Genomic DNA, 21,136 nt, shown 5'->3' on the forward strand with positions numbered 1-21,136 from the left:
TGCTTATCAAACGGTTGAGGTTCTTATGGGACGTTCGCTGAAAAAAGGCCCCTTTGTGGATGCCAAGCTGCTTCTCAAGGTGGAGAAGATGAACGAGCGCAACGAGAAGCACATGATCAAGACCTGGTCGCGGGCCAGCACCATCTTGCCGGTCATGATCGGCCACACCATCGCCGTTCACAACGGCAAGCAACACGTGCCCATCTACATCACCGATCAGATGGTGGGTCACAAGCTGGGGGAATTCGTTCCCACCCGTACCTTCCGCGGTCACGCGGGTAGCGACAAAAAAGCCGCCCGCCGTTGAGATAAACAACGAGTAGGACAGTATTGAGCAGGAGGGAGAGCGCCATGGCTGATTCATCCCCTGAGGTTAAAGCGGTAGCCCGCTACATCCGCATGTCCCCCTTCAAAGTGCGGCGGGTGCTGGATCAGATCCGCGGGCGCACCTATGCCGATGCCCTCATCCTGCTGGAGTTCATGCCCTACGCTGCCTGTGAGCCGGTTCGTAAGGTGCTGCGATCAGCGGTGGCCAACGCAGAGCACAACAACGGCCTGGATCCCCGGGATCTGGTGATCAGCCAAGCCTACGCCGATCAGGGTCCTGTGCTGAAACGGTTTCGCCCCCGCGCCCAAGGGCGGGCCTACCCCATTCGCAAGCGCACCTGCCACATCACCATCGCCGTCCGGCCCATAGGAGCTGAAGTGGTGACAGCTTCCTAACCTTCCGTATTCCCAGACCTCTACCCCTTAACCACCATGGGACAGAAGATCCACCCCACCGGTTTCCGCCTCGGCGTGATTAAAGAACATCGCAGCCGCTGGTTTGCCGATCCGGCCCGCTATCCAGCCCTGTTACAGGAGGATGATCAGATTCGCACCTACCTGACCCAGCAATTGAGCAGTGCTGGCTTGGCCGATATCCAAATTGAACGCAAAGCAGATCAAATTGACCTAGAGATCCGCGCTGCTCGCCCTGGGGTGGTCGTGGGTCGGGGCGGATCCGGCCTAGAGACTTTGCGCCAAGGTCTGCAAAAAGAGCTGAGTTCACGAGGTGGCGGCGAACGAACCATTCGCATCAATGTAGTAGAGGTCACCCGTGCCGACGCCGAAGCGACCTTGCTGGCGGAAAATATCGCCCAACAGTTGGAACGGCGGATTGCTTTTCGCCGCATCGTGCGCCAGGTAATCCAACGGGCCCAGCGGGCAGGCGTACAAGGGATCAAAATCCAAATTGCCGGTCGTCTCAACGGGGCCGAGATCGCCCGCACCGAATGGACGCGGGAGGGGCGGATCCCTTTGCACACCTTGCGGGCCGACATCGACTACGCCGAGCACCTCGCCCATACCACCTTCGGCATCATCGGAGTCAAAGTTTGGGTCTTCAAAGGGGAAGTTCTGCCCGGGCAGGAACGTCACGAACAAAAGTTTCCCCTGCAACAGCCCAAACGTCGGCAGCAGCGGCGGCGGCCCACCTTTGAAGATCGCTCGGCTCAAGCAGAGGCTTGACCGCCGGTTTGGCAATGCCCAGGGATCCCCATCAGTTACCCATGATTGAGGAACGGCCATGTTAAGCCCCAAACGCACCAAATACCGCAAGCAGCAGCGCGGGCGCATGAAAGGCAAAGCGACCCGTGGCAACCGCATCAACTTTGGGGAATACGGCCTTGTGGCCCTAGAACCCGCCTGGATTACAGCTCGACAGATCGAAGCCAGCCGTCGGGCCATGACCCGCTATGTTCGGCGGGGTGGCCAAATCTGGATTCGCATCTTTCCTGACAAGCCCGTTACTCAGCGAGCCGCGGAAACCCGCATGGGATCCGGCAAAGGCAACCCTGAGTACTGGGTTTGTGTCGTCAAGCCAGGCCGTATCCTCTTCGAAATGGGGGGAGTGGCAGAGCCCATCGCCCGCGAGGCCATGCGCCTTGCCGCCCAGAAGCTGCCCATTAAGGTCAAGTTTGTAACCAAAGCCGACTTTGAAAAGCCAGAGCCCGCCCAGGCAACGGCTTCAGAGGTGGCCACCAGCAGTGTATGAGGAGAGTTCAGCCATGCCCATGCCCAAAATTGCTGATGCCCGTGCTTTATCGGACGAAGAGCTGAGCAACGAAATCTACGCCGTCAAGAAAGAGCTGTTTGAGCTGCGTTTGCAGCAGGCCACGCGGCAGTTGAACCAGCCCCATCTCATCCGGCTGCGCAAACACAAGCTGGCGCAACTACTAACTGTGGAGGGAGAGCGTAAGCGGGGCAAACGCCCAACCCAGGAGGAGTAATGGCTGTTCGGGAGAAGATTGGCATTGTTGTCAGCAACAAGATGCAAAAAACGGTGGTTGTTGCTGTGGAAAATCGGGTCGCTCACCCGAAGTACGGCAAGATCGTCGTCAAGACCAAGAAGTTTAAGGCCCACGACGAGGAAAACCGCTGTCAAGAAGGGGATCTGGTGCGCATCACGGAAACCCGTCCCCTTAGCCGCACCAAGCGTTGGCAAGTTGCCGAAATCCTGAGGGAGGTGAAGAAACTATGATTCAGCAGCAAACTATGCTGACGGTGGCCGACAACACCGGTGCTCGCAAGATGATGTGCATTCGCGTGCTGGGCAGCAGTGGCCGTCGCTACGCCAGCTTGGGCGATGTGATCATTGGTGTCGTCAAGGATGCCCTGCCCAACATGCCCGTCAAAAAATCCGATGTTGTCAAGGCCGTTGTTATCCGCACCGTCGATACGGTACGTCGCCCTGACGGCATGTGCATCCGCTTCGACGACAATGCTGCCGTGATCATCAACAATGATGGCAATCCCCGTGGAACTCGTGTTTTCGGCCCTGTAGCCCGCGAGCTGCGGGAGAAAAACTTCACCAAGATCATCTCCCTGGCCCCGGAGGTACTCTGATGGTTCGCCCCCTCAAACCCAGCCAAATTCGGCGCTTAGTTCGGCGACCGGGCATTCGCAAGCACCGCAACAGCCTGCGCTACAAAATGCGTATCAAGCAAGGGGATACCGTGCAGGTGATCTCCGGCGATGACAAAGGCAAAATCGGCGAGGTGCTGCGGGTCTTTCCCGAACGCAACATGGTTTTGGTGGAAGGGGTTAACATTGTTACCTACCACCGCAAACCTCAGCGAGAAGGGGAAAGTGGCCGGATTGAGACCAAGGAAGCCCCCATTCCCGTCTGCAAAGTGATGGCCTATTCCAAGAAGCAGGAAGTGGCCAGCCGCATCGGCTATCAAATCACCGCCGATGGTCGCAAAGTCCGCGTCCTTAAGAAAACAGGCGAGATCCTCGACTAGGCATTACATTCTTTTTTCCATCATTGGTCTGGCTCTGACCCAGCCCAGAGCCGCAAGGAGAAGCCACCATGCCCCAACGTCTGCAAATCCTCTACAACACCGTCATCGTCCCCAAGCTGCAAAAGGAGTTGGGCTACACCAACATCCACCAGGTGCCCCGCCTGGAGAAGATCGTCATCAACCGCGGCTTGGGGGAAGCTTCCCAAAATGCCAAGGCTCTGGAATCTTCCATTGCCGAGATCAGCGCCATCACCGGTCAGCGTCCGGTGATCACCCGCGCCAAAAAGGCAATTGCCAGCTTCAAGATTCGCAAGGGCATGCCGGTTGGCCTGATGGTAACCCTACGGCGGGAGCGCATGTATGCGTTTTTGGATCGCCTGATCAACATTGCTCTGCCCCGTATCCGTGACTTCCGCGGCGTCAGCCCCAAAGCCTTTGATGGACGAGGCAACTACACCCTGGGCATCCGCGAACAACTGATTTTTCCCGAAATCAACTATGACTCTGTAGATCAGTTGCGAGGTATGGATATTTCAATTGTGACCACTGCTAAAACCGACGAAGAGGGCCGTGCCCTGCTCAAAGCGTTTGGCATGCCCTTTGCCTCCTAGGTTGCCCACCCTGACTTTTCTTGATCTGCATCGATCTTCCGAGGAGCACTGACCCACCGATGGCCCACACCAACGACACGATCGCCGATATGCTCACCCGCATTCGCAATGCCACCATGGCTCGGCACGAGTCGGTGGCAGTTCCGGCCACACGCATGACCCGCAGCATCGCTCGCGTTCTTCATGAGGAAGGGTTTGTCAGCGAATGGAAAGAGGAGGGAGAAGGGATCCAAGCCCGGGTGGTGTTGCGATTGAAGTACAAAGGCAAAGGCCGCAACTGCAGGCCCATCATCAATGGTCTAAAGCGGGTGAGCCGACCGGGTCTGCGGGTTTACCGCAACCACAAAGAGCTGCCCCGAGTGCTGGGAGGAATTGGGATCGCCATCATCTCCACCTCCAACGGCATCATGACCGACCGGGAGGCTCGTAAGCAAGGCATTGGTGGTGAAGTCCTCTGCCTTGTCTACTAGACCTTAAGTTTTCTCTGGTCAGGAGTTTTTCCCATGTCCCGTATCGGTAGACGCCCCATCGCCCTTCCTGCCAAGGTGGAGATCCAGATCGACGGCCAACACATTGCAGTGAAAGGCCCGAAAGGTCAACTGTCCCGCAGTTTGCCGCCCTTGATCACAGTCCAGCAAAACGCTCAGATGCTCACGGTCAGCCGTCTCAACGATTCTCGTCCTGCCCGCCAACTGCACGGCCTCTGCCGCACCTTGGTCGCCAACATGGTCGATGGAGTATCCAAGGGATTTGAGCGGCGGCTGGAATTGGTGGGCGTGGGCTACCGGGCTGCCATCCAAGGCAGCAAGTTGGTTTTGAACGTCGGCTACAGCCATCCTGTGGAGATCCCCTTTCCCCCTGGCATCCAAATTGCCGTTGAGGGAAACAACATCATTGTTGTCTCAGGCACAGATAAAGAACTGGTGGGCAATACTGCCGCCCGCATCCGAGCGGTCCGGCCTCCGGAGCCCTACAAGGGGAAAGGGATCCGTTATCTAGGGGAACAAGTTCGCCGCAAGGCGGGTAAATCCGGGAAAGCGAAGAAGTAAATAGCCCATTGCGAAAGCGGGACGGAGTCCTATGAAAACCAGCCGCAAAATCACCACCCAACGTCGTCATCGACGCATTCGCCGCAAGGTCTTTGGCACTGCCGAGCGGCCTCGCCTGGCCGTGTTTCGCTCCCATCGACACATCTACGCCCAGGTGATCGACGATGTAGCCCAGCATACCTTAACCTCCGCCTCCACCTTGGACACGGAGCTGCGCGAAAAATTCAAAGAAACCGGGACAGCCACTCAAGAAGCGGCTGCCTTGGTGGGCCGCTCAGTTGCTGAACGAGCCTTACAGATGGGCATTTCCCGCGTGGTTTTCGATCGGGGGGGCAAGCTCTATCACGGGCGCGTTCAGGCTTTGGCAGAAGCTGCCCGAGAAGCAGGGTTACAGTTCTAGCTACTGAGGACATAGCACATGGCTGAGCAGAGGGAACGTCGCAGAAGCAAAAAAAACCGCGAAGAGCAACCCACCGAGTGGCAAGAGCGGGTCATCCAGATTCGCCGCGTCACCAAGGTGGTCAAGGGCGGCAAGAAGTTGAGCTTCCGCGCTGTGGTGGTGGTCGGCAACGAGCGCGGCCAAGTCGGGGTTGGCGTAGGCAAAGCCAACGATGTAATCGGAGCAGTGCGCAAGGGAGTTGTGGACGGTAAAAAGCACCTGATTGAGGTGCCCCTCACCAAAGGTTTGTCCGTACCCCATCCCATGCAGGGGGCAGGCGGCGGTGCCACCGTCTTGGTCATGCCAGCAGCTCCCGGCACAGGCGTCATTGCAGGGGGGGCAGTCCGCACCGTTCTGGAGCTGGCGGGTGTACGCAACAGCTTGGCCAAGCAACTGGGATCCAGCAACCCCCTCAACAATGCCCGTGCTACCATCGATGCGCTGCGGCGGATGCGTACCTTCAAGCAGGTGGCCCAAGACCGAGACATCGATGTGCGCCGCCTACTTGGCAAGTGATGGACAGGTATATCGAGCAAGTGAGCCAGAGGTAGCCATGCGACTGGAAGACATTCGGCCTCAAGCAGGTTCGACGCGGCGGCGGCGGCGCCTAGGTCGTGGCGTCTCCGCTGGACAGGGAGCCTCCTGTGGCAAAGGGATGCGGGGGCAAAAGGCCCGCAAGGGTGGCAGTACACGGCCCGGCTTTGAAGGGGGCCAGACTCCCCTCTACCGGCGTTTGCCCAAGCTTAAGCATTTCCCCCGCTACACGCGGCGTCTGGAATACACCCTGGTCAACCTGCGCGCCTTGGCGGATCTGCCTGCCGGCAGCGAGGTCAGCCTGGAAAGCCTGATGGAACGAGGGATCGTCACCACCAACGATGGCCCGCTGAAGATCTTGGGGGATGGGGAAGTCAGCGTGCCCCTGACGATCAGGGCGGCGGCCATTACTGCTTCAGCCAAAGCCAAGATCGAGGCAGCCGGAGGTCGGGTGGAAATCTTGGGATCCTAAACCCCTTCTTCCCGTTGCTCTGGCCGGCTTCTGCCGGGTGGCGCTGAGTTGCACTTTTTTGATTTTGCTTTGATTTTGCCGACTGCTCCACCAGCAGCGTAGAGTGGTAGATAGCTAACCTTGCCCTTTGCTCCCGCGAGATTCTCTTCCCTATGGTTGACACACGAGGCTCCGCCCCTTCTGCCCAAGAGACCTTTATGCAGATGGCTATGGCCTCTGGCCTGCGCAGCCGTCTGTTTCTCACCTTGGGCTTGCTGCTGTTGGTCAGACTGGGCATTTACATCCCCATTCCCAGTATCGATCGGGCCCGCTTTGCTGCCGAAGCTGCCAACAGCCCTGTGTTTGGCTTGCTGGATGTCTTCTCCGGCGGGGGGATTTCTGCTTTGGGAATTTTCGCCCTTGGGATCCTGCCCTTCATCAATGCCTCAATTATCATGCAGTTGCTGGTCTCGGCCATTCCAGCCTTGGAGAACCTGCAGAAAAACGAGGGAGAACAGGGGCGGCGGCAGATTTCTCAATACACCCGCTATGTCACCTTGGGCTGGGCCATTATCCAGGGCATTGGCATTTCCTTTTGGGTGCGGGAGTTTGCCAGTACCACCAATGAGTTGGCCTTCATGGCCTCCACCACCTTGGCTCTGGCGGCAGGATCCATGTTTGTGATGTGGCTGGGAGAGATGATCACGGAGAAGGGGGTGGGAAGTGGCCCTTCGCTCTTGATCTTCGTCAACATTGTTGCCACTCTGCCCCGTGCCCTCGGACAGACTATTAGCCTGGCCCGTGCCGATAGCAGCACCATCGGTGGCATCTTGCTGTTGCTGGCAATCTTTTTGGTCACCATTGTCGGCATTGTCTTTGTCCAAGAAGGCAGCCGCAAGATCCCTATCGTCTACGCCAAGCGCCAGGTGGGCAACAAGCTGTTCCGCGAGCAAAAAAGCTATCTGCCCCTGAGGCTAAACCAAGGGGGGGTGATGCCGATCATCTTCGCCTACTCAGTGATGTCTCTGCCTTTGGCCTTGGCCCAGTACACCCAAAACCTGACCTTGGTGCAGGTGGCCAACTTCCTATCCCCCACCTCCTGGTTCTACATTCCCTTCTATTTCGTGCTGATCCTCTTCTTCAGCTACTTCTACGCCTCTTTGCTCATCAACCCGGTGGATCTGGCTCAAAACTTGAAGAAGATGGGGGCCAGCATTCCAGGGGTACGCCCGGGCAAGGCCACTGCCGAGTATGTCGAAGGGATCCTCAACCGGCTGACGCTGCTGGGGGCTTTGTTCCTGTGCGCGGTGGCCATCATCCCGACGACGGTGGAACGGGCAACCGGCATCACCACTTTCCAAGGTTTGGGGGCGACCTCGCTGCTGATTTTGGTGGGGGTGGCGATCGAGACCTCCAAGCAGATCCAGACTTATGTCATCTCACAACGCTACGAAGGGATGGTCAAACAGTAGTGCCGAGGTTGATCTTTCTGGGGCCGCCGGGGGCGGGCAAAGGTACACAGGCGGAGCGGCTGGCGGCCATTTACCACACGCCCAAAATTTCCACAGGCGATCTGTTGCGGGCCGAGGTCAAGGCTCAGACACCGCTGGGATGCCAAGCCAAAGCTTACATGGATGCGGGAGAGCTGGTGCCCGATGAGGTGCTGATCGGAATGGTGAAGGGGCAGTTGCAGCAATCTCCGGAGCAGGGCTGGATCCTAGATGGATTTCCTCGCACCTTAGCCCAGGCAGAGGCCTTGGAAGAGCTGCTGCAAGAGCTGGGCCAAGATTATGACTACGTCCTCAACTTGGAGGTGCCGGATGAGGTGGTGGTGGCCCGGCTGCTGGCCCGGGGCAAGGAACAGGGGCGCAGCGATGATGCGGATCGGTCGGTGATTCTCAAGCGTCTGGAGGTCTATCGGCAGCAGACGGCTCCCCTAATTGATTTTTATGAGGCCAAGGGGCGCTTGCAGCGGGTCAACGGCAACCAGCCGATGGAATCCGTACAGGAACATCTGCAGGCTCTTCTGGAAGGCTTCAGGAGGACGGCGTGATCAGAGCAGGAGCTGGAAATCCCTCCCAGCGGCGGGGCATGCAGCTTATTGAGATCAAATCTCGCCGCGAAGTGGAGAAAATGCGGCGGGCCGGTCGGGTGGTGGCCCAAGTATTGCAGGAGATCGCGGAGCGCCTAGAGCCGGGCTGGACTACGGCAGATATCGATACCTATGCTGAGAGACGGGTGGCCCAACTCAATGCTTTGCCCAGTTTCAAGGGCTACTACGGCTTTCCCGCCTGCGTTTGTGTCAGTGTCAACCATGAGGTGGTGCACGGGATCCCCAGTCCCCGCAAAGTGGTGCAGCCGGGAGATGTGGTTAAGGTGGATTTTGGCGCCATCGTCGAGGGCTGGCATGCGGACTCCTGTATCACCATCGGCCTGGAACCCCTGAGCGACGCAGCCCGGGATCTGATCGATACAGCGGCCAAGGCCCTGCAGACGGGCATCGACCACGTGCGCCACGGCGTTTGGCTTCAGGATGTCTCAGGCGCCATTGAAGATTACATCGAGGGGCGGGGCTACTCGGTGGTGAAGCAGTATGTCGGCCACGGGGTGGGGCGCAATCTGCACGAAGAGCCGCAATTTCCCAACTATCGCACCCGCGATCTGCCCAATCCCAAGCTGCGCTCCGGCATGACGGTGGCCATTGAGCCGATGGTGAATGCGGGGGGAGAGGCAACCCGAGTGTTGCCAGACCAGTGGACGGTGGTCACGGTGGATGGCTCTTGGTCGGCTCAGTTTGAGCACACGGTCTTGGTTACCGAGTCTGGAGCAGAAATTTTGACCGATCGCACGCCTTTTCAGTCCTAAGGGATCCCCTGATGAAGGACTGCAACAGTTAGGATAGAAGAGGTGGAGCATATTTTCATTTCTTAACAGCGCGTGTCGTCGCGGCTGTGGAGTGTCGTCCTATTTGTCGTGTCGTTTTTGGGAGGGTTCATTGTCTAAGGAAGATGCCATTGAAATGGAGGGGGTCGTTACCGAATCCCTGCCCAACGCCATGTTCCGAGTGGATCTGGACAACGGCTTCAACGTGCTCGCTCATATCTCCGGCAAAATTCGCCGCAACTACATCAAGATCTTGCCCGGCGACCGGGTCAAGGTGGAGCTGAGCCCCTATGACCTCAACAAAGGGCGCATCACCTACCGCCTTAAGAAAAAGTAAGTTCCCCAGCCGGGCTGCTGAGCATGAAGGAGCTGAGCCAAGTTCTCAAGACCAGCCTCTGGGCTACAGTCGGCGGCTTGGGTGCTCTAGCCGTTCTCAACGCTTGGATCTCCTCCCAAACTCAACCTCTGCAGAGCCTGTTGCCGGGAGAGGAAAGGCACCACTTCTGGCGGGGTCATCGCCTGTTTTACAAGGTCATGGGATCCGGCCAGCCGTTGTTGTTGTTGCACGGCATTGGGGCAGGCTCCTCCAGCTATGAGTTTCGTGCCATTATGGCGGAGCTGGGGCAGCACCATCAAGTCTATGCTCTGGATTTGTTGGGGTGGGGCAACTCAGAACGTCCAGATTTGAAGTACACCGGCAGCCTCTATGCCGAGATGATCGGGGATTTTGTCCAGCAGGTGATCGGGCGACCGTGTCACGTCATTGCCAATTCCCTCTCGGCAGGGTTTGCGCTGCGCTCGGCCCGTCTACAACCCCACCATTGGCAGAAGCTGTTGCTCATCGCCCCTCTGGGAGACAACAGCCTCATCCCCGATGCCCTCGGGATCCCTTTGGCCCAGATTGCCTATGGATTCCTCAGCCTGCCCGTTCTGGGGTTGGCCTTCTACAACGGCATCACCGCCCCCTGGAGTGTACGCTTGTTTACAGAGCAGAGCTTGTTCTCCCCCAGCTACGCCCTGGATGAGGCGGTGGTGGACTACTATTACCGGGCAGCTCACCAAGCGGGGGCTCAATTTGCCCCCCGTTCTTTTCTCACCGGCAAGCTCAACTTGCCCATCGAAGACGACTTTCGCGTGGTGACCAAGCCCATGGTTCTGGTCTGGGGAGAACAAAATCGTCTCACCGGCCCAGAACAGGCAGAGCGATATCGCGCTTTGCGCCCGGAGGTGCCGATATACCGGTTGCCAGGGGCTGCTTTTCCGCACATTGAAGCGCCGCAGACCTTTTTGTCGGTGGCTTTGCGCTTCTTGGCCGAAGCCGATCCTGCTCTACCGGGATGACGGACAGGGGATCCCTTCACCCCTTGGAAGAAAACAGCTGGGGATTGACGCAAGAAGCAGCCCTGACATCAGGGGGAACGACCGTACTCTCGGCTGACGCGACCACCCCCAGCCACTTCCCTGAGGGGAAAGGGGAGTTGGTACGAGTCCGGCAACTCAAGTGGGCTCCCCGGCCTTATCTTCCCAGGGATCACCATCCACAGGAGTGGAGCTGGAAGGAGGAGGGGCAGGCTCAGAAGGAGGGGCCTCTTCTTTGGCATACTCCTGTTCCCAAGCCGGTTGTTCGGGGGCGGGTGCGGGCTCAGGTGGACGAGGACGCACAGGCTGCGGCTCAGGTTCAGGCTCTTCTTCTGCGTAAACGTCTTCTTCTTCGGCTTCGTATTCCTCGTCGTATTCTTCTTCGTAATCTTCCTCGACGGCGGAACTCTCGACAGCACTGGGCAGGGCAGGAGCAGGGCTAACTCCGGCTTCCCAAGGGGGCTTGCCGATTCCCAGGGTTTCCAAAATCCCCTTGGCCAGTTGGGTTAGGCGGGTCTCAGCGCCATCGGCAACAATAAGGCGATCCCCGCCCACAGAGACAATCTCGTCAGTGGAGAGCAGATAGGTGCTGAGGATGAAGCCGGGTAAAAAGGTGAGGCCGAGGTTGGAGAGCACCAAACCCGTGATGATGCCGGAGACGGAGTTGAACTCAAAATCCTTAACTTTGCCGAGGCGGATCCCTTCCTCGGTTACCACCTCGCTGCCAACCACGCGACTCAGGCCCTCCAAATCCAAGTTATCGAAAACTTCTTCGCTGGGGACAAGAACTGCATCCTGACCCAACGCTGTTACTTGCCGCAGCTCCATCAAACGGGGGGATCCGGCAAGGGCTTTTTCCAGCACCCCCAGCACCAGAACCTGCTTGGCTTCCAGATCCGCCCAAACTTCGCTGACTACCCCAAGCCGGGCTGCGTTGCCCTGGCTGATCACCTGCGTTCCCAGAACCTGTGACCGCCGACGAACCTCTGATCGCACCAGCGCAACAGATCCTTTCCCAGTCGTCATGATGGTTTCCCCGTCGTAAGTCAAAACGTTCCCGTTGTTGGGCTGCGTGTCTGACACAGTTCGCCAGAATTAAGTAAGTTAATAGTACCACTGCCTGTCTCCTCCCTCGCGGGCTGCCCAGGTGGGATCCCGGCCAATCTGCCTGCTCCAGGCCAGAAACTGCTCTGCCATCGCGCCCAGGGAATAGTGCTCTTCTGCCCGTTGCCGGCAGCGGCTCCTGTCGATGTGATCTAGGCGCTCTACAGCCTCTGCCAAAGCTGCCACGTTGTCCGGCTCGACGATCCAGCCGGTTTCTCCATCGCTGACAATTTCCGCGGGCCCACCCCGGCGGTAGGTAATCACCGGCACGCCACAGGCCAAAGCTTCCACCGCCACCAAGCCAAAGGCCTCCACCCACTTGGGGGTCATGATCAAGGCTGAGCATTGCCCCAAGATCCGCTGCATTTGTGGGGTGGGCAAAAACCCTCGGTAATCCAATTGGGCATGCGGGTACTGCTCTTGGATCTGCTGCCAGTAGCCTGGCTCTTGCAGGTGGCCTAGGATCACCACCGGCCTTCCCGTCTTCTCGGCTAGGGCAGCACAGTCTTCCAGGCCCTTTTCGGAGGCAATGCGCCCAATCCAACACAGGGATCCATTCCCTTGGGGCACAAAGTCGTAGAGGCGCAGATCCACCCCGCAGGGCAGATAGACAAAGGGATCCCGACCTGCCGCCATCTCGGCTCGGGCAAAGGCAAAGGTCTGGGCTTGCGCCCGCGAATGCACCGCCAGCCGACCAGGGTAGCGATGGGCAATGTGCTCTAGAGCCTGATCGACGGCATCGCTGAGGGATCCCATGCTAACAATGTGGGCCACCGGGGTGCGGAAAAAATCCGTCAAATAAAACGAGAGCCAATCGTAGCTCCAGTTCACGATTAGATCGAACTGATCTTGCAGGTGGGCAGCCCGCTGCCACAGGTTGGCCAGCAGAGAGGGGGTGTGGATCAGAACCGGCTGATCGCGGCGCTGGGTTTGCGCATAGGCCGGGGGAAGGCCCGCCACCGGCTCGATCACCTCCTCCGGCAACTCCGCCATTCGGGATCCCACAGGGGCCAACACCCGCACTTGGGATCCCATCTGGAGTAAGACACGCGTCAGGTTGGCAAGATTGAGCTCCACACCACCACCGGCCCCGGATCCCAGAGGTCCAACAGGGGTGGAGAGGAACAGATAGCGGTAGGGACGAGCCATAGGGAGAGCCTCGGTAGCTCAGCCCATTGTCTTCTCAATCCGGATACCCGACTCCTTTTGCCTGGCCTCAAAGCCCACAGCCTGCCCAGAACTTTATGAGGCTTTGGCTACAAAAATTTCTCCATTCTCCACCTTGACCTTGTAGATGGCCAGGTCTGCCTTGGCCGGGCCACGGGTACGGCTGCCATCGGCAGCAAAAGCCGAGCCATGACAGGGGCAGACAAAGTTCTCCCCCCGCCAGTTCACATCACACCCCGCATGGGGACAGGCGGCATCCAAAGCCAGCAGAGAATCTTCTTTTTGCGGATCCCCGACCAGCCAGAGGGTGGCGGTGTTTTTCCCAAAGGCGTTTTCCACCTTGAAGGGGCCATCTTTGAGATCGGCCAGAGTGGCAACTTTCACAAACTCCGGCTCAGAAGCCTTAGAGCCAGAAGCAGTTCCCTGGGCCAGGGCAAAACGGCGCCGGGTAAACCCAGGTAACCAACCCACCAACGAGCCAAAACCGAGAGCCAGCCAGCGAAGAAAACCACGACGATTGTTGTACATGGCTATGTGTCCTTGGAGGTGTGCGAAATGTAGGTCATGAGCCAGCAAAAGACCGGCCCCTTCAGAAGGGATCCCCGTACAAATGCTGCCCTTAACATTTTGTTACACCGGAACAGTTTCGGCCAGGGCCAAGCCGCACTTTTTCCGGCTAGAGTACGCAGCAGCAGGCATCTTGGTTGCTTCATTGATTTGGCCGATGGGATGGGATCCCTTTCGGCTGTTGTACGCCTGGAGCCTAGGGTCGGGAGGTAAACAGCTCAGCAACCGTGCAGACAAAGCCGGGCAACAGGGGAGAAGACAACGCATCCTGAGCCAACAGCGTTTCTACCAAGACCAACTGGGCCTGTTGTCGGCGATACACCTCTACCCTCTGAGCCAGCCGATCGACGATCCAGTACTCTTGCACCCCATACACAGAGTAGAGTTTCCGTTTTGCCAAGCGGTCTCGATCCTCATGAACTTTTCCAGGTGATAGGACTTCAACCACCAGCTCAGGGGCACCCCGAAAATGTCCTGCTTCATCTTGAATCTGGGACAGCCGCTCATAACTAACCCAAACAACATCGGGAGACACATTATCAAATTCGGAAAAGAGGATCCCTGGCATGATTGAGGGTTCTCCCAATCCTGTTTCTAGCGACCACCGATGCAGTGCGGAGAACAAACACCCGATAATGTGCTGATGTTTGTGATGAGGAGAGCGAGTCACCAGCAGTTCTCCGTCGATGATCTCGTAGCGGATCCATTCATTCTCTGGAAGAGCCTCGATATCCCGAGTGGTCCAGCGTACTTCTGTAGCAGTCATTAGCTATCCCTATAGCAATAAATGGTGCTATGCCCAGGGCACCCTGCTGCTGTACCTACGACACTGGGCCGACAACTGCAACGCTGTCGCAACAGCGGGAACCGCACTTGGCGTAGCCAAATCTTAGCCCAGGATCCCGTTCACAGAAGCGAGACGGAGTCCTTCCTCTCTAACCACGACGGCTCAATGGGTAGAGCTTCTACGGAGCTGAACTATCGGTTGAGCTATCGTGTGGGGCTAGTTGGGATAGATGCGCAAGCGGCGGTTGGGCTCTTCGCCAAAGCTTTGGGCCCGCAGGTGGTAATGTTCCACCAACTGGTGTTGGAGCTTGCGGATCAGAGGCGAACGGGGCAAAAGTTCCACCGGCTGAGACTTGGGAATGACAATTTGCTCCACCGCCAGGCGGGCTTCTTCCAGAGCTTCGGTTTCATCGCCTGAGCTGGCGCGAATGAACAGCTCCAGGTCGGAATCAGATCCCTCTTCGCTTTCGATGTTGAGGATGTGGCGCAGGGCGCGGGCCAGGGCAATCAGAGTATTGGCCTTAACGGTGTGAATCGGGATCTGGCGGGAGTGGGCCATCTGCTGGATCTTGGAACGGCTGCGCACCTGGGATCGCAAGGCCAAGACAATGTCTGCCTCGTCTAGATCTTTGGTGACATCCGCCGACAGTTTCAGGGTTTGGATCACCTGCTCCAGGTAGAAGCGGCTCACTCCGTAGGGGTAGATCATCAGCGGCCCATCCGGATTCTGCTGCCGTCCTGTCGGGGCTAGGGCGGATCCCTCCCAGTCCAAATCTTCTTCTTCGTCAGAGCCGGATCCTACTCTGGATTCGGCCACCACCTGAGCGGCAGGACGGGATCCCGCCGGCGTTAGCGGGACGGAGTCCTCTCGCCTCTCCAGGAGCAAACCCGATTCTCCTTTCTGCTGCGAGCGACTTTCAAGCGGCTCTGAAGGCAGAGCTTCCATCCGTCCAGAGCGTTGCCATCCTCCCCGCTCCCGTGCTGCGGACATTGTGCTGCCGGCAGGGGGCCATTGGGGGCCAGATAGAGCCGGGCGCCCGTTTGCGCCAGCGGTGCTCCGCACTATCACCACCTGGCCGTGTTCGTCTAAACTGCGGGTTTGGGTCAGGGGCTCGCGGTTGCGCAAGAGACGATCCACAGTGGCGGCCACATCTTCATGGATGACCCAGCGGGATCGCTCCAGCATCTCTATGGCAATCTCAAACGTAGGGGGAGCTTTGCGCTCCAACACACTCTTTTGAGAGCCGCGCCGCCGCGCCTCTTCATCTCCTAGGGTGACGGATTGGATCCCGCCTACCAAGTCGGAGAGGGTGGGATTTTTGATCAGGTTGTCGATGCGGTTGCCATGGGCGGTGGCCACCAGTTGTACCCCCCGTTCGGCAATGGTACGAGAGGCCAAGGCTTCCAGTTCGGTGCCGATCTCGTCGATGACCACCACTTCGGGCATGTGGTTCTCCACCGCCTCAATCATCACCTTGTGCTGCAGCTCTGGGCTGGCCACCTGCATCCGTCTGGCCCGGCCAATGCCCGGGTGGGGCACATCGCCATCGCCGGCAATCTCGTTGGAAGTGTCGATAATAACCACTCGTTTGCCCAGCTCATCCGCCAGCACACGGGCAATTTCCCGCAGGGCCGTGGTTTTGCCCACCCCTGGTCGGCCCAGCAACAGCATAGAGCGCCCCTGTTCCACCAGGTCGCGGATCATGCTGATCACGCCGATAACGCAGCGACCCACCCGACAGGTAAGGCCGATGATTGTGCCTTGGCGGTTGCGGATGGCACTGATCCGGTGCAGGGTAGAGGCAATGCCTGCGCGGTTGTCACTGCTGAACTCTCCAACCCGGCTGATCACCTGATCCAAGTCGGCCCGGGTGATCACGTCTTCTGAAAGGTAATCGGCAAAGCCGGGGAAGCGGGCTTCGGGGCGGCGACCCAAATCCAGCACCACCTCCACCAATCGATCCAGGTGAGGATGCTGTTCTAGGCGCTCGCGAATTGGAGCCGGCAGGATATCCAAAAGCTTACTCAGGTCGTCGCTGTATTGAACCTGGCCGGGAAAGCCGGTACGTTCACGTAAGCGGTGCGGAGCACTTTCCGGATCCATCGACGGACTTGGGGTTGAGGGCTGTACGGGGAAACTCATGGCTGAGCAACGTCGTTAAACGCAGGAAAAACAGGTTTGCCTAAAAGCAACGGATCGCCGCTTTACTTGCTGCACCAACTGCTTGGCCAACGGGATCCCTGCCACCAATCCAGGATTCCATCCTGACTCCGATGAGCTGTGAGCTGGCTCTTCCAGATAGGCTGACACCAACTGTCGCGCATAGCTGCCGAAGGCTACCCCCGCCACCGGCCACCGGGGATCCAACAGCGGCACCGTTTGGGCATTGGTTCCTCCCGCCAATTGCACATAGCCTGGCAGGCCTATATTCAGTACCTTCTCGGCCAACTTTAGGGCAGCTTTGCCGGTGCCAGCTCCGATATCGCCACTCATAGGCCGGCCATCCACCTGCCAGATCAGCACTTCCGGCAAGGGATCCATGAGGGCCAGCAGATCCCTCAAGTAAGCCTCTAGGCCCGGACCATCGTTAAAGCTAATCGAGATGGCCTGGAGCTGAGGTAGCCAGGGCTTCAGGGATCCCCACAATTCCTCGAATGGCCTCTGGCGACCAATGCAGGTGTGGATCTCCACCGCCTGAATGCCCAGCTCGACCAAAGGCGGCAAAACTTCTGACAAAGCGACCTGGTAGCCGAAGGTAGCAATGCGCCGGTGGGGGCAAACCGGCTCGCAGCGCCCACAGCCGTAGCACAGCTCTGTCTGGATGTGGACTTGAGCAGGAAGGGCTGCCTGTGTCAAGGCATGGGGAGGACAGACTGCCAAACAAGGTTGAGGACAGTCGGCAGGACAAACAGGAGCCGTCAGCACCGCCTTGCGGAAATGGACGTCTTCGCCGTCATTGACGCTGACCATCAACCAAGGGGATCCCGCCTGGGGATCTTCGGCTTGCGCCCGTTGGATCCCTTCTTGAGCGGCCCGCACTATGGCCGGATCGGCAGCGACATCAATGCAATCTGCCCCGGCCAGCGTGTAAAGGAAAGCCAGCTCCCGAACCGAGGGCAAGTGGTGGAAACTTGCACCGCAGATCAACTTAAACCAGGTACCCTGTTGCAGCGAGGCGGTTGGCAAGGTCACAGGCACAAGAAGCCGCTAGCAGGATGGGGATCTGAGCCGCAGGCCATCTACTTGAGATGGTAGCAAAGAAATTTCCAGGATCCTGAAGAGAGGTTCAGGCGCTCTGCAGAGGTTGCCAACGAATTGACCGTTCTCGGCCCAGTTCCACCACAAACTTCACTCCCTTGTCTTCCCGACTCAGCTTCACCAGGTAGGAGAGTTCCTGTTGGCTGAACACATGCCCTTCGTAAAACCAGAACACCAACCCCTTAGCTTTTGGGGGCAAGGTGGCCCGATACTGCTCGATCAACGCCGGGAAAAAATAGGTGCGCCGCTCCGATTTGCCCAATGTGGCAGGCCGTACCCCATGAATGCACGTCAAATAGCTGGCCAGATCCCCGATTCCCTTGCTGGAGAGCGTGACCACCTCATACCCGGCTCCGCGCAGCCGCCGCAGGTAGTGCCCTTCGGATCCCCCCTCTGGGGTTACAAAGATGGCCAAAGCCCCAGATTGCTCCAGTTGCTGCACAAACTTTGCACCTGAGCCGACCAGCAGCATAGGAAGAACTCCATTACTCGTCTAGGGTTGGACAAGCAGCCCACCTGCGCTCATTGTAACGGGATGGCGCCTGAAGCTGGGGATAGAAGCTGCCAATGGAACCCATAGAATACTGGCTATCTCCCTGTTTTGCAGAAGGGAGCGTAAAGAAGGGTTAAGATACGGGTAACCTGCTTGCAGGTCTCAACCCACAGGTGGCGGACAAAGGCGGATGGATCCCCCTAGTAGGGATGGCCTCCCCGCCACTTACACAGCGACAACAGATGAACCTCATCATGCGACGACGCGAGCTGTTGACCTTGGCGGTGGCCGGGTTGATTACAGCACCCCTCAGCTTAGCAGGAGAGCAAAGAGCAATGGCCCAACAGACTTATCCCTTCACCAAAACCGACGCCGAGTGGCGGCAACTGCTCACCGAAGAGCAATACTATGTGCTGCGCCGAGAGGGCACTGAGCCCCCCTTCCGCAACGCTTACTACGACAACAAGGCCCCAGGTATCTATGTCTGTGCTGGCTGTGGTCAGGAGCTGTTTTCCTCGGCGGCCAAGTACGACAGTGGCACCGGTTGGCCCAGCTTTTGGGAGCCGATTGCTCCCCATGTGATCGGCACCAAGACGGACTGGAAATTGTTTGTGCCCCGCACGGAAGTCCACTGCTCTAACTGCGGTGGGCATTTGGGGCACGTGTTTCGGGATGGCCCCCCACCCACGGGTTTGCGCTACTGCATCAATTCTGCTGCCCTCAAGTTCATCCCAGCCACCGCCTAGAAATCCTCTTGGCTCCAGCTAAAACTGAGCCGCCTGTCTGGGTGAGCCTATGTCGGACTACACGTTCCTGGATGCTGCTTCGATTCTGCTGCGGGAGGGCCTGGAAGCTCTCTTGGTGCTGGTGGCACTGCTGGCCCTTATGAGCAAGAGCGGGCAATCGGCTCAGAAGCGCTGGGTGTGGATAGGGGGATCCGCGGGCTTGCTGGCAGCGGTGATGCTCGGTCTGCTGGTGAAGCTGTTTTTCCAGCAGATGCTCACCCACACGCGACAAGAGGTGCTGGAAGGGATCACCGGGCTGGTGGCAGCAGGTTTGTTGTTCTCGGTCAGCCTTTGGTTGCACCGCCGGGCTGCAGTGGCTTCTTGGCAAACCTTTGTGCGGGAACAGGCGCAGGCGGCACTGGCCACGGGTCAGGTTTTTTCCTTGGCTTTTCTGGCCTTTGTGGCGGTGTTTCGCGAGGGGGCGGAAACGGTGCTGTTTTATGTGGGGTTGGCCCCTTCCCTCTCGGCAAAAGATTTTTGGCTGGGGATCGGCCTGGGATCCCTGGTGTTGGTGGCGGTGGCGATCTTGCTGCTGCAGGTGGGGCTGAAATTGCCGCTGGGAGTTTTTTTCCGGGGCCTGAGTCTGCTGGTTTTCTATTTGGGCTTTAAGTTTTTGGGCAGTGGCCTGCACGCTCTGCAGGTGGCGGACTGGCTGCCCATCACCCCCCTGGTCGGGATCCCAAAGCTGCGCTGGCTGGGCATATATCCCACTTGGCAGACGCTGCTCCCCCAACTGGTGCTGCTGGGAATAGCTTTCGCCTTGTGGGTGAGGCAATGGCTGCGGGCTGATTCTGCTCAGAGGCTTTCTTCGTGAGAAACGCTCTCCACCGGCACTGGGGATCCCATAAGCCATAAGTTTGATGAATCCCTGTCCTGGTTTTGATGGATGGCAATGATGCAGGTCACAATTTCATAGTCGTTTCAGGTTGGGACAAGGCGACCGAGGTACTGGGAAAAGCCTTCTGGCCCTGTGCATCTAACGTTTTAAGTGCGGGTGCAGTGTCCTGGTTTGAATCAAAATGACCCTAAAAAGAAAGCGCTCTGTACGTCGCGCCTGAAACCGCACCCAGTCAAGCCTTCCAGTCCAAGAAAGCAAAGCCTACCGGCAGGGATCCGGCAGGCCGCTGGATTTTGTCGGAGATCCCCAGTAGGAAACCCTGTCGATCGCTACGGAATCGACAGAGAGCATCCACTCTGTGGGGTTCCCGAGAATCAGGTATCGTAGACCCGGCATTCAACAGCATCTGGGTTTTCAGCGCAGTGCTGCTCTAGGCTGCTGGGAGTCCTCGGCTGGTGGCTGCGAGCTGCCAGCACTTCTTCAACCGCATCCCAGGCCGCACGGCAGTGGGGATCCCCTTCGCCGTACTCAGAGCAGACGTTGCGAGCATTTTCCAGCTCTTTGGCGATCACTTCAGACAGTCCCATGTTCTCAAGCTCCTTTAGACTAGATGGGGCCGGTGGCCCGCTGATATAACCGGTTGACGCAGAACCTGTAGGGATTCGGTGTAACCGAGGATCAACAGGTAAAAACCAGCCGATCCAGATGAGGAATGAGTCCAGGATAATGACCTTGTGCCAACCGAATTGATCAACCGGATACATTACCCATTCTAAACAGGGACACCCGGGGGGTGCAGCTACGCTTTCGCGATCTCTTTGGGATCAGGATGCGCAGGGATCCCTCAGGCCCCAAACAGTTGTTCAATCCGTTGCCGCACCTGCTCTGGGGATCCCTGTTGACGCACTTGACCTTCCGAGAGCAAAATCGCCCCGTCTGCCCATTCCAGTTCCGCCAGCCGATGGGTTACCCAAAGGGCGGTGATGCCTTCTTGATCCACCAGTTGCCGGATGCACCGCAGCAAATCCGCCTGGCTGTCGGGATCCAACAGGGCTGTGGGCTCGTCCAAAAGCAGCACCTCGCTGCGCCGGGCCAAAGCCCCTGCCACTGCCACTCGTTGCTTCTGTCCGCCGCTGAGGCCGTGAATGGGCCGACGGATCAGGTGCTTCAATCCCACCTGCTCCAAGGCTGTTTCCACCCGCTGGTGAATTTCCGCCAAGGTCAGAGCCTCTGCTCCCAAGCCAAAGGCCACATCGGCTCCCACCGTGGGCATGAACAGTTGGTGATCCGGGTTTTGAAACACATAGCCCAGCCGACCGCGAATCTCCAGGTGGCCCGAAAGGGGCCGAGGATGGGTCAGGGATCCGGACAACAGTTGCAACAAAGTGGACTTGCCGCTGCCATTGGGCCCCAAGAGCATCCACAACTGGCCCTTGGGAATGACAAAACTGCACGCCTGCAAAACCGGCGGACGTTCCGGCCAAGCAAAGGTCAGGCTCTCCACCCGAATGGCCACCTCAGACATGG

30 protein-coding genes are annotated in these 21,136 nt (G+C 58.3%); 21 read left to right on the plus strand and 9 right to left on the minus strand.

Features of this window, described 5'->3' with window-relative positions:
- Positions 1–25: 25 nt before the first annotated feature.
- The 19 genes from rpsS (at position 26) to NW842_RS02125 (ending at position 10,592) form a co-directional block, all read left to right on the plus strand.
- On the plus strand, positions 26–307 hold the full coding sequence (gene rpsS / locus NW842_RS02035) for a 30S ribosomal protein S19 (protein WP_414331934.1): 282 nt from the start codon (positions 26–28) through the stop codon (positions 305–307).
- Between the two features lie 44 nt (positions 308–351).
- Positions 352–723 (plus strand): 50S ribosomal protein L22, encoded by a 372-nt coding sequence (rplV, locus tag NW842_RS02040; RefSeq protein ID WP_414355949.1) that lies wholly within the window; start codon positions 352–354, stop codon positions 721–723.
- A gap of 36 nt (positions 724–759) precedes the next feature.
- Entirely contained in the window at positions 760–1,509 is a 750-nt protein-coding gene (gene rpsC, locus NW842_RS02045) for a 30S ribosomal protein S3 (protein ID WP_414355948.1), read from the plus strand.
- Between the two features lie 58 nt (positions 1,510–1,567).
- Complete coding sequence (gene rplP, locus NW842_RS02050; protein ID WP_011434159.1) at positions 1,568–2,035, plus strand: 50S ribosomal protein L16; 468 nt, start codon at positions 1,568–1,570, stop codon at positions 2,033–2,035.
- 13 nt (positions 2,036–2,048) lie between these two features.
- Positions 2,049–2,270: a 50S ribosomal protein L29 gene (gene rpmC / locus NW842_RS02055; protein ID WP_414389718.1), complete on the plus strand. Its 222-nt coding sequence runs from the start codon at positions 2,049–2,051 to the stop codon at positions 2,268–2,270.
- On the plus strand, positions 2,270–2,521 hold the full coding sequence (gene rpsQ / locus NW842_RS02060) for a 30S ribosomal protein S17 (RefSeq protein ID WP_011434161.1): 252 nt from the start codon (positions 2,270–2,272) through the stop codon (positions 2,519–2,521). Before rpmC ends, rpsQ begins: the two co-directional genes overlap by 1 nt.
- The gene (gene rplN, locus NW842_RS02065) at positions 2,518–2,886 is read left to right on the plus strand and encodes a 50S ribosomal protein L14 (RefSeq protein WP_011434162.1); all 369 of its coding nucleotides are present in this window, start codon (positions 2,518–2,520) and stop codon (positions 2,884–2,886) included. Before rpsQ ends, rplN begins: the two co-directional genes overlap by 4 nt.
- Positions 2,886–3,284, plus strand: coding sequence for a 50S ribosomal protein L24 (gene rplX, locus NW842_RS02070; protein ID WP_011434163.1), 399 nt, complete (start codon positions 2,886–2,888; stop codon positions 3,282–3,284). Before rplN ends, rplX begins: the two co-directional genes overlap by 1 nt.
- Before the next feature lie 68 nt (positions 3,285–3,352).
- On the plus strand, positions 3,353–3,895 hold the full coding sequence (gene rplE, locus NW842_RS02075; protein WP_414355946.1) for a 50S ribosomal protein L5: 543 nt from the start codon (positions 3,353–3,355) through the stop codon (positions 3,893–3,895).
- Positions 3,896–3,954: 59 nt separating this feature from the next.
- Positions 3,955–4,365 carry a 30S ribosomal protein S8 gene (gene rpsH / locus NW842_RS02080; protein WP_011434165.1) on the plus strand — a complete coding sequence of 137 codons (411 nt, stop codon included), beginning with the start codon at positions 3,955–3,957 and terminating at the stop codon, positions 4,363–4,365.
- A 33-nt stretch (positions 4,366–4,398) separates the two neighbouring features.
- Complete coding sequence (gene rplF, locus NW842_RS02085; RefSeq protein WP_011434166.1) at positions 4,399–4,944, plus strand: 50S ribosomal protein L6; 546 nt, start codon at positions 4,399–4,401, stop codon at positions 4,942–4,944.
- A 31-nt stretch (positions 4,945–4,975) separates the two neighbouring features.
- Positions 4,976–5,344, plus strand: coding sequence for a 50S ribosomal protein L18 (gene rplR / locus NW842_RS02090; RefSeq protein ID WP_414349593.1), 369 nt, complete (start codon positions 4,976–4,978; stop codon positions 5,342–5,344).
- A gap of 18 nt (positions 5,345–5,362) precedes the next feature.
- Entirely contained in the window at positions 5,363–5,899 is a 537-nt protein-coding gene (rpsE, locus tag NW842_RS02095; RefSeq protein WP_011434168.1) for a 30S ribosomal protein S5, read from the plus strand.
- Positions 5,900–5,936: 37 nt separating this feature from the next.
- Positions 5,937–6,389, plus strand: a complete 453-nt coding sequence (gene rplO / locus NW842_RS02100; RefSeq protein WP_414389712.1) for a 50S ribosomal protein L15 — start codon at positions 5,937–5,939, stop codon at positions 6,387–6,389.
- A 152-nt stretch (positions 6,390–6,541) separates the two neighbouring features.
- The gene (secY, locus tag NW842_RS02105) at positions 6,542–7,840 is read left to right on the plus strand and encodes a preprotein translocase subunit SecY (RefSeq protein WP_414417376.1); all 1,299 of its coding nucleotides are present in this window, start codon (positions 6,542–6,544) and stop codon (positions 7,838–7,840) included.
- On the plus strand, positions 7,840–8,421 hold the full coding sequence (locus NW842_RS02110) for an adenylate kinase (RefSeq protein WP_414408867.1): 582 nt from the start codon (positions 7,840–7,842) through the stop codon (positions 8,419–8,421). The genes secY and NW842_RS02110 overlap by 1 nt, the downstream gene beginning before the upstream one ends.
- A 38-nt stretch (positions 8,422–8,459) precedes the next feature.
- On the plus strand, positions 8,460–9,233 hold the full coding sequence (map, locus tag NW842_RS02115; protein ID WP_414349590.1) for a type I methionyl aminopeptidase: 774 nt from the start codon (positions 8,460–8,462) through the stop codon (positions 9,231–9,233).
- Between the two features lie 130 nt (positions 9,234–9,363).
- On the plus strand, positions 9,364–9,588 hold the full coding sequence (infA, locus tag NW842_RS02120; protein WP_011434173.1) for a translation initiation factor IF-1: 225 nt from the start codon (positions 9,364–9,366) through the stop codon (positions 9,586–9,588).
- A 23-nt stretch (positions 9,589–9,611) separates the two neighbouring features.
- Positions 9,612–10,592, plus strand: a complete 981-nt coding sequence (locus NW842_RS02125) for an alpha/beta fold hydrolase (RefSeq protein WP_414417377.1) — start codon at positions 9,612–9,614, stop codon at positions 10,590–10,592.
- A 156-nt stretch (positions 10,593–10,748) separates the two neighbouring features.
- Here NW842_RS02125 and NW842_RS02130 read toward each other — a convergent pair whose 3' ends face one another.
- The 7 genes from NW842_RS02130 to ndhN all read right to left on the minus strand — a co-directional run bounded on the left by NW842_RS02130 (position 10,749) and on the right by ndhN (position 17,965).
- The gene (locus NW842_RS02130) at positions 10,749–11,636 is read right to left on the minus strand and encodes a PRC-barrel domain-containing protein (RefSeq protein WP_011434176.1); all 888 of its coding nucleotides are present in this window, start codon (positions 11,634–11,636) and stop codon (positions 10,749–10,751) included.
- Positions 11,637–11,714: 78 nt separating this feature from the next.
- Complete coding sequence (locus tag NW842_RS02135) at positions 11,715–12,863, minus strand: glycosyltransferase (RefSeq protein ID WP_414384084.1); 1,149 nt, start codon at positions 12,861–12,863, stop codon at positions 11,715–11,717.
- A gap of 93 nt (positions 12,864–12,956) precedes the next feature.
- Positions 12,957–13,409, minus strand: a complete 453-nt coding sequence (locus NW842_RS02140) for a ubiquinol-cytochrome c reductase iron-sulfur subunit (RefSeq protein WP_414417378.1) — start codon at positions 13,407–13,409, stop codon at positions 12,957–12,959.
- A gap of 235 nt (positions 13,410–13,644) precedes the next feature.
- Positions 13,645–14,214, minus strand: coding sequence for a Uma2 family endonuclease (locus NW842_RS02145; RefSeq protein ID WP_011434179.1), 570 nt, complete (start codon positions 14,212–14,214; stop codon positions 13,645–13,647).
- Positions 14,215–14,451: 237 nt separating this feature from the next.
- On the minus strand, positions 14,452–16,377 hold the full coding sequence (locus NW842_RS02150) for a R3H domain-containing nucleic acid-binding protein (RefSeq protein ID WP_414417379.1): 1,926 nt from the start codon (positions 16,375–16,377) through the stop codon (positions 14,452–14,454).
- 15 nt (positions 16,378–16,392) lie between these two features.
- Positions 16,393–17,427 (minus strand): LdpA C-terminal domain-containing domain, encoded by a 1,035-nt coding sequence (locus NW842_RS02155; RefSeq protein ID WP_414417380.1) that lies wholly within the window; start codon positions 17,425–17,427, stop codon positions 16,393–16,395.
- Between the two features lie 94 nt (positions 17,428–17,521).
- Complete coding sequence (ndhN, locus tag NW842_RS02160; RefSeq protein ID WP_414417381.1) at positions 17,522–17,965, minus strand: NAD(P)H-quinone oxidoreductase subunit N; 444 nt, start codon at positions 17,963–17,965, stop codon at positions 17,522–17,524.
- A 263-nt stretch (positions 17,966–18,228) separates the two neighbouring features.
- On the opposite strand from ndhN, the gene msrB reads away from it, so the two are divergent.
- Positions 18,229–18,732, plus strand: a complete 504-nt coding sequence (gene msrB, locus NW842_RS02165; RefSeq protein ID WP_414417382.1) for a peptide-methionine (R)-S-oxide reductase MsrB — start codon at positions 18,229–18,231, stop codon at positions 18,730–18,732.
- A gap of 49 nt (positions 18,733–18,781) precedes the next feature.
- Positions 18,782–19,585 (plus strand): FTR1 family iron permease, encoded by an 804-nt coding sequence (locus NW842_RS02170; RefSeq protein WP_414417383.1) that lies wholly within the window; start codon positions 18,782–18,784, stop codon positions 19,583–19,585.
- A 398-nt stretch (positions 19,586–19,983) separates the two neighbouring features.
- Here the strand turns inward: NW842_RS02170 and NW842_RS02175 are convergent, their stop codons facing one another.
- Together NW842_RS02175 and NW842_RS02180 are read right to left on the minus strand one after the other, a co-directional pair.
- Positions 19,984–20,196, minus strand: a complete 213-nt coding sequence (locus NW842_RS02175) for a CP12 domain-containing protein (protein ID WP_011434185.1) — start codon at positions 20,194–20,196, stop codon at positions 19,984–19,986.
- Positions 20,197–20,453: 257 nt separating this feature from the next.
- The gene (locus NW842_RS02180; protein ID WP_414417384.1) at positions 20,454–21,134 is read right to left on the minus strand and encodes an energy-coupling factor ABC transporter ATP-binding protein; all 681 of its coding nucleotides are present in this window, start codon (positions 21,132–21,134) and stop codon (positions 20,454–20,456) included.
- Positions 21,135–21,136: the final 2 nt, after the last annotated feature.

Source organism: Synechococcus sp. R55.4 (genome assembly GCF_047461935.1).
Taxonomy (GTDB): Bacteria; Cyanobacteriota; Cyanobacteriia; order Thermostichales; family Thermostichaceae; genus Thermostichus.